Raw genomic sequence first — 6,440 nt, 5'->3', positions numbered from 1 at the left:
GGCTTTACCAGCACCTCGACCTGGCCGCGATCGGTGACGCCGAGCATGCCGAAGCCGAGGCGGCGGCAGAGATTGCGATAGCGCGCGTCGCTCTCCCGTCCCTTGCCGCGGATCGACATCTTTGCCGCGATCCAGACCTCGTCGCCGGCCGGCGCGCGGTCGACCGCCTGTAGGATCAGCTCGAGATTGAAGGCGAGCTTGAGCTCGCCGATCACCACCACCGGCGGATCGCCGGCGCTGAGGCCCACGAGATCGCAGCCGCCGATCTCGCCCTTCACGGTGAAGCCGAGCTCTTCGAGGAAGCGTTTGACGGGCAGGTAGAGTGCGGTTTCCACAGGAGGGTTCCGGGGTGACGTCCGATCGGAGAATCAATTGCCGGCAGTCTAGCCGGGATCGGACAGGGGGCTCTGCACCATTTGATCGGGACCGGATGGTACGGTTATCCTGCGGGCGGGACCGCCGGGCGCGTGACAAAGATGACAATCAGGAACGGGCTCTATCACATCCGTATCGAAATGCTGGATGCTGTGCAGGGCGGCAATCAAGGCGTCATGGTGCTGCGCGACGGCACCATGCGGGGTGGCGATTCGTTCTTCTTTGCCTACGGCAGCTACACTTCGTCTGGCGGCAAGTGGAAGGGCGAGCTGACCAACGAGGAGCACTCGCCCTCGTTCGACGAGCGTCCGGTGTGGGGCCGCAAAATCGTGACCATCGGCTTCAGCGGCACCTACACTGACGAGAGCGCTTATGGCGAAGGCATGGCGCTCGCCGGCAAACAGAGCATCCGTTTCAAAGGCAATCTGCGGCTGTTGGTGCCCGATTGATCACACCCGCCCGCCAACCGGGATGAGCGCGCCGGTGACCCCGCTCGCGGCGTCGCTGGCGAGGAACAGGATGACCTCGGCGAGTTCCTGCGGCGTCACCCATTTGGAGAAGTCCGCTTTCGGCATGTCGGTGCGGTTGGCCTGGGTGTCGATGATCGACGGCAGCACCGCGTTCACCGTGACCTTGCCCTTCCACTCGTTGGCGAGGGCCTCGGTGAGACGATGCACGCCTGCCTTCGAGGCCGCATAAGGCCCCATGCCGCTGCCGGCCTGGAGCGCGCCCGTGGCGCCGATATTCACGATGCGGCCGGCTTTGGACGCGGCAAGGTGCGGCAGCGCCGCGCGCGAGGTGTTGAGCGCGGTCAGGACATTGAGCGTGTACATGCGTTGCCAGGACTTGATGTCACCGTCGCCGACGGTCTCGAACGCGAAGCCGCCGGCGATGTTGACCAGTGCATCGAGACGGCCGAAATGCTTGGCCGCCGCATCGACCGCTGTCTTCGCCTGGATCGCATCGGACAGGTCGACGCCGCCGATCTCGATGCGGTCGGGCGTTGCGGGGCTCTGTGAAGGCGCATGATCGATGCTGGCGACACGAGCGCCGCGCGATCGTGCCAGCTCCGCAACCACCTTGCCGAGCGCGCCGCGCGCCCCTGTCACGATCAGGATCTTGTCTTGCATCATCGTTCTCCCGGCGCGGCGGCCTATGATTGCAGGTAGCGCGCCTTCAGTGCGGTCCGCTCTGCTGTGCCGAGCTTGAGCCCATCGCGCAAGTAGGCTTCCAGATCACCGTATTCCTCGCCGACGGCTTCGAACGCAGCGGCGAGATAGGAAGTCTCGACGCCGCCGATGGCATTGCGCACGTCGTCCGGCAGGTCGATGGCGGCCGTCGCATCGCGCTTGTAGTGCTGGTTGGTGAGCAAGTAGTCCTCGGCGATGACGTCATAGGGCACGCCGAGCGCATGCAGGATCAGCGCGCTGGCAAAGCCGGTGCGGTCCTTGCCGGCGGTGCAGTGAATCACCAGCGGCGCACGGTCTTCCAGGAGATGGCCGAACAGTTTGCGAAAGCTGTGCGTATGGTGGCGGACATAGTTACGATAGGACTCGCGCATGAGCTCGAGGGCGACCGGCGCGGTCAGCGTGCCCCTCGCGAGTTCGGCGCGCAACGCAGCGACGACGCTCGGCTCGATCGGCAGCGAATGCACCGTGATCTCGTTCACGACGCAGATGCCGGCCGCGCGCTCCTCCAGCCCGCGGAAATCGAGCGCGCTTCGCACGCCCAGCGCGCGGACGATCTCGACATCGGCGGCGGTGAGTTGGCCGAGATGGTTGGAGCGGAAGATGTGCCGCCAGCGCGTGGTGCGGCCATCGGACGTCGGATAGCCGCCGAGATCGCGGAAATTGCTGGCGCCTTGCAAGGCGAGGTGGCGGGCAGGGGAGTCTGACATGGGATCGGCTTCGGTTATGGTTCCATTGGACGCACGAGGCGGCGTCCTTGAGGACTATCACAGGGGGCGATCATGGTCCGGCACAAGGCCATTCTTTTGGGGATCACCATGCTGGCCGCTGGAATTTCCGGCGCGCGGCAGGCTGCAGCGCAGACGTTCCAGACCTATCGCTGCACCGACGGGACGCAGTTCATCGTTGGGTTCTATGATTACGACAAGCGCGCTTTTCTTCAGATCGATGGCAAGCCGGTCACGCTCGCCAAGCGGCTGACGGTCTCCGGCATACGCTATTCGGGGGCGGGTATCACGCTGACCATCGGCAAGACCGGGACCACCACGGTGAAGCATCTGAAGCGGGCGGCAGCGACCTGCGCGGTGATCTGAACGGCGTCGTTCATGCGAGAATCAAAAGGGGCCGAAACATCGTTGTTTCGACCCTTTTTTGAACTGCCGCCGGGCGCTTGCGCGAGCGCGGCGGTTTCAAACCAAACGCGGGCATCAGCGATCCCATTTCGGCTTGGCTTCGTCGACCGCGTCCTGGTGGTACCAGCTGTCGCTGCAGATCGAGGCGTTCGCGGGAAGCGGCGCGTGATCGGCAGGAAGGCGGGTCTCGCCATAGCGGCGTCCGGAGAGAGCTGCGCGGCCCCCGACCGGAAATTGGTAGATCGTTGCCGATCCGTGACTCAGACCATTGTTCATCATTGCGATTCTCCTTGGTCGAAGCGCCTTAGCCTCCATGGTGCGCCCGACTCGTTCGATTGTGGTTACCGGAATCCCCATATCGGCCGCGCACCCCGAATTGGGAAGTGCTGAAAAGGAAATCAGTTGCCGCCTAATTTGTGGGCAGGCAGAGGTCTGCATCCCCTAAGGCACGCCGTTGGTGACTAATGCCTGGGCCATTGCAAAGGTTGCCGGGCAGGGGCGGTCGTCTTTGCGAAAATTGCTGGACGTTGATGCGCCTTTCATCGGCAGCTTCGAGTCCGGCGTCGTCTGCTTCAGAATCGGGCGATTTCCCCGGGGTTTTTGCGCTGCAGCTACACGCCAAGGTGCGCGGCTATGACGCATATCGCAGCGGGCGGTCTGCTCACGGCAGGGCGACCTCAGCCGCGGTGGGAAAACCTCCCGCACTGCGGCCTTTTGGCACGACAAATGCTTGTAACGGGCCGGCCGATGGTGGCCGGGTACAAAACGTTCGGGGGCCCCAGGGCCCCCAACCTTTCGCATCATCTACAGAGAGGCTCAATGACCAAGTATAAGCTCGAGTACATCTGGCTCGACGGATATACGCCGACACCGAACTTGCGCGGCAAAACTCAGATCAAGGAATTCGCGTCGTTCCCGACGCTCGAGCAGCTTCCGCTGTGGGGCTTCGATGGCTCCTCCACCCAGCAGGCCGAGGGCCACAGCTCCGATTGCGTGCTGAAGCCGGTTGCTGTCTTCCCGGACGCCGCGCGCACCAATGGCGTGCTCGTGATGTGCGAAGTCATGATGCCGGACGGCAAGACCCCGCACGCCTCCAACAAGCGCGCCACCATTCTCGACGACGCCGGCGCCTGGTTCGGCTTCGAGCAGGAATACTTCTTCTATAAGGACGGCCGTCCGCTCGGCTTTCCGTCCTCGGGCTACCCCGCCCCGCAGGGGCCGTACTACACCGGCGTCGGCTACTCGAACGTCGGCGACGTCGCCCGCAAGATCGTCGAAGAGCATCTCGACCTCTGCCTGGCTGCCGGCATCAACCATGAAGGCATCAACGCGGAAGTCGCCAAAGGCCAGTGGGAATTCCAGATCTTCGGCAAGGGCTCCAAGACCGCTGCCGACCAGATGTGGATGGCTCGCTATTTGATGCTGCGCCTCACCGAGAAGTACGGCATCGACATCGAATTCCACTGCAAGCCGCTCGGCGACACGGACTGGAACGGCTCCGGCATGCACGCCAACTTCTCGACCGAGTACATGCGCTCGGTCGGCGGCAAGGAGTATTTCGAGGCGCTGATGGCCGCCTTCGACAAGAACCTGATGGACCACATCGCCGTCTACGGCCCGGACAACGACAAGCGTCTGACCGGCAAGCACGAGACCGCGCCGTGGAACAAGTTCAGCTACGGCGTTGCTGATCGCGGCGCCTCGATCCGCGTTCCGCACTCCTTCGTCAACAACGGCTACAAGGGCTATCTGGAAGACCGTCGTCCGAACTCGCAGGGCGACCCATACCAGATCGCTTCGCAGATCCTGAAGACGATCGCGTCCGTGCCGGCAGACAAGAAGGCCGCGGCCTAAGATCCTCCCGGCCCGGGCTGGGGGGCTGGCCCGGGTTGGTCTCAATCCGCCGGAGCTGCAAGGCTCCGGCGGATTTTTGCATTTGGATGACGGCCGTTCCTGTGCCCGCCGAGCTCTGGCGCGCGAAACTTGTCCACCGCCGCGGAATGCGAGATAGAATGAGACTGGATGCGCGCGGGGCCGGGGACACGGCTGGTGTTTGAAGGCTTCTACAAGGTGAGATTTCAGCTCGGCGACGCCGTCGGCCGGAGCGTGATGCATGCCGGCAACGGCAGGATGCTCGGCGGCAATTCGGCCTTCGCCCATATCGGCACCTACGAGAAGACCGACAGCGGCGTCGACGTCGTGATCAGCACCGTCCGCCATAACCCCGATCCGAACTACCGCGCCATGGCGGGCACCGATGACGCCACCCTGCTTGCCAAGGGCTGGGCCGATGGCGATCTCTATCGCTTCAAGGGCGAGCTGAAGGAGCTGCCGGGCATTCCCTTCCAGTCGGTGATGACGCCGATCACGGAGGACGAGGTGCCGATCGCCGGGGGCGTCGGCGAAGCCGGCATCGCCGATGGTCTCTACTCCATCCATCTGCGGATGCTCGACGGTCTCGACGGCGGTCTCACCGGCGTGATGCTGCTCAACCGGGGCCGCATCCTCGGCGGCGATGCCGCGTTCTATTATCTCGGCAGCTACACCGCCGCGAAGGGCCGCTGGAAGGGCCAGATCCTCAACCAGGAGCACACGCCCGCCAAGGACGATCCGATTTTCGGCGGCCACGAAGTCGGCATCGGCTTCTCCGGCAGCTACGATGCGGAAGAGGCGGTGCTGGAGGCGACCGCACTCGCCGGCAAGCGCAGCCTGCGCCTGACCGCCGCGCTCAAGCTGATGCACCGCGCCTGATCGGGACGGAAAGCGCTCATGGAAAACATTCGCATGCTTTCGACGCTCGGCTTGATGGGTGCGATGCGCAGCCTGTCCTCCGTCTTCGAGGCTGAGACAGGCATCCATGTCGATGCCGACTTCGCGCCGACCCTGGCCCTGCTGAAGCGCTTGCGCGAGGGTGAGGCCGCCGATCTCGTGATCCTCACGCGCGAGGGGCTCGACGAGGTGATCGCGGAGGGCCGCGTGCTCGCGGGCGGAGCGACCGATCTGGCGCGCTCCTATGTCGGCATTGCCGTGCGGGCAGGGCAGGCGCAACCCGACATCGGCAGCGAAGCAGCGCTGCGCAAGACGCTGCTTGCGGCGCGGTCCGTCGCCTATTCGCGGCTTGGCGCGAGCGGCGTCTACTTCGCCCAGTTGATCGTACGGATGGGGATCGCAGCCGAGATCAACGCCAAGGCCACCATCGTCGAGCAGGGGTTCACGGCGCAGCGCCTCGTCAGCGGCGAGGCCGATCTCGCCGTGCAGCAGATCAGCGAGCTGAAGCAGGTCGACGGCATTGAGGTGGTGGGACCGATCCCGCACGAATTACAGACGCCGGCGGTGTTCTCCGCCGGCCGTATGGCGAACGCAAAACATGCCGACGCGGCCGACCGCTTGCTGCGCTATCTGGCATCGCCAGGGGTCGTGCCCGTCCTGCGTCAATCGGGACTGGAGCCTTGAATTTGCCGGAGCGGAGACGCAACGTCATGTCCATGCGGACTTGTCTGGTTGCCGTCCTCTTTGCACTCGCCGCGCCCCTGACTGCGCATGCGCAATCGGCCGATCTCGTTCTGTGCGATCGCGTGGCGGCCGATCCCAGCGATCCCGACAAACCGGTCGACGTGAGGGGCGTCACCGAGATCGCATCCGCCGACGTTGCGACCGCGATCAAGTTCTGCAAACAGGCCGCGCCGTCCTCGCGCCGTGCGATGTTCGCGCTCGGCCGCGACTATGCGGCCAACCGGCAGACGGC

Annotated in this window: 8 protein-coding genes and 2 pseudogenes; 6 read left to right on the top strand and 4 right to left on the bottom strand. The window is 64.5% G+C overall.

Annotated elements, in window-relative coordinates; translation table 11 throughout:
* A pseudogene (locus MOV74_RS28440) lies at nucleotides 1–335 on the bottom strand (hypothetical protein); the annotation flags it as partial.
* Nucleotides 336–476: 141 nt separating this feature from the next.
* On the opposite strand from MOV74_RS28440, the gene MOV74_RS28435 reads away from it, so the two are divergent.
* Nucleotides 477–824 (top strand): GrlR family regulatory protein, encoded by a 348-nt coding sequence (locus MOV74_RS28435; protein WP_246929940.1) that lies wholly within the window; start codon nucleotides 477–479, stop codon nucleotides 822–824.
* On the opposite strand, the gene MOV74_RS28430 is transcribed toward MOV74_RS28435, so the two are convergent.
* The gene (locus tag MOV74_RS28430) at nucleotides 825–1,505 is read right to left on the bottom strand and encodes an SDR family oxidoreductase (protein WP_246929935.1); all 681 of its coding nucleotides are present in this window, start codon (nucleotides 1,503–1,505) and stop codon (nucleotides 825–827) included.
* Nucleotides 1,506–1,528: 23 nt separating this feature from the next.
* Nucleotides 1,529–2,272 carry a tyrosine-protein phosphatase gene (locus tag MOV74_RS28425; protein ID WP_246929933.1) on the bottom strand — a complete coding sequence of 248 codons (744 nt, stop codon included), beginning with the start codon at nucleotides 2,270–2,272 and terminating at the stop codon, nucleotides 1,529–1,531.
* Nucleotides 2,273–2,344: 72 nt separating this feature from the next.
* On the opposite strand from MOV74_RS28425, the gene MOV74_RS28420 reads away from it, so the two are divergent.
* Complete coding sequence (locus tag MOV74_RS28420) at nucleotides 2,345–2,656, top strand: MliC family protein (protein ID WP_246929932.1); 312 nt, start codon at nucleotides 2,345–2,347, stop codon at nucleotides 2,654–2,656.
* Between the two features lie 114 nt (nucleotides 2,657–2,770).
* On the opposite strand, the gene MOV74_RS28415 is transcribed toward MOV74_RS28420, so the two are convergent.
* Complete coding sequence (locus MOV74_RS28415; RefSeq protein WP_246929931.1) at nucleotides 2,771–2,974, bottom strand: DUF2735 domain-containing protein; 204 nt, start codon at nucleotides 2,972–2,974, stop codon at nucleotides 2,771–2,773.
* 540 nt (nucleotides 2,975–3,514) lie between these two features.
* Between MOV74_RS28415 and MOV74_RS28410 the strand changes: the two genes are divergently transcribed.
* The 4 genes and pseudogenes from MOV74_RS28410 to MOV74_RS28395 form a co-directional block, all read left to right on the top strand.
* On the top strand, nucleotides 3,515–4,549 hold the full coding sequence (locus MOV74_RS28410) for a glutamine synthetase beta-grasp domain-containing protein (RefSeq protein WP_246929930.1): 1,035 nt from the start codon (nucleotides 3,515–3,517) through the stop codon (nucleotides 4,547–4,549).
* Between the two features lie 195 nt (nucleotides 4,550–4,744).
* Entirely contained in the window at nucleotides 4,745–5,446 is a 702-nt protein-coding gene (locus tag MOV74_RS28405) for a GrlR family regulatory protein (protein ID WP_246929938.1), read from the top strand.
* Nucleotides 5,447–5,464: 18 nt separating this feature from the next.
* A complete protein-coding gene (locus tag MOV74_RS28400; RefSeq protein WP_246929929.1) occupies nucleotides 5,465–6,148 on the top strand; it encodes a substrate-binding domain-containing protein in 684 nt (227 codons plus the stop codon).
* A gap of 32 nt (nucleotides 6,149–6,180) precedes the next feature.
* Nucleotides 6,181–6,440, top strand: a pseudogene (locus MOV74_RS28395) (sel1 repeat family protein); the annotation flags it as partial.

The sequence above is a fragment of the Bradyrhizobium sp. SHOUNA76 genome (assembly GCF_023006445.1).
Lineage (GTDB): Bacteria > Pseudomonadota > Alphaproteobacteria > Rhizobiales > Xanthobacteraceae > Bradyrhizobium.
The sequence above is the reverse complement of the archived record's forward strand: the minus strand, read 5'-3'. Positions and strand labels throughout refer to the sequence as shown.

Bases quoted from the DNA above. Each gene is read 5' to 3' on its own strand.
- MOV74_RS28435 (WP_246929940.1), top strand. From the start codon at position 477: ATGACAATCAGGAACGGGCTCTATCACATCCGTATCGAAATGCTGGAT.
- MOV74_RS28430 (WP_246929935.1), bottom strand. From the start codon at position 1,505: ATGCAAGACAAGATCCTGATCGTGACAGGGGCGCGCGGCGCGCTCGGC.
- MOV74_RS28425 (WP_246929933.1), bottom strand. From the start codon at position 2,272: ATGTCAGACTCCCCTGCCCGCCACCTCGCCTTGCAAGGCGCCAGCAAT.
- MOV74_RS28420 (WP_246929932.1), top strand. From the start codon at position 2,345: ATGGTCCGGCACAAGGCCATTCTTTTGGGGATCACCATGCTGGCCGCT.
- MOV74_RS28415 (WP_246929931.1), bottom strand. From the start codon at position 2,974: ATGATGAACAATGGTCTGAGTCACGGATCGGCAACGATCTACCAATTT.
- MOV74_RS28410 (WP_246929930.1), top strand. From the start codon at position 3,515: ATGACCAAGTATAAGCTCGAGTACATCTGGCTCGACGGATATACGCCG.
- MOV74_RS28400 (WP_246929929.1), top strand. From the start codon at position 5,465: ATGGAAAACATTCGCATGCTTTCGACGCTCGGCTTGATGGGTGCGATG.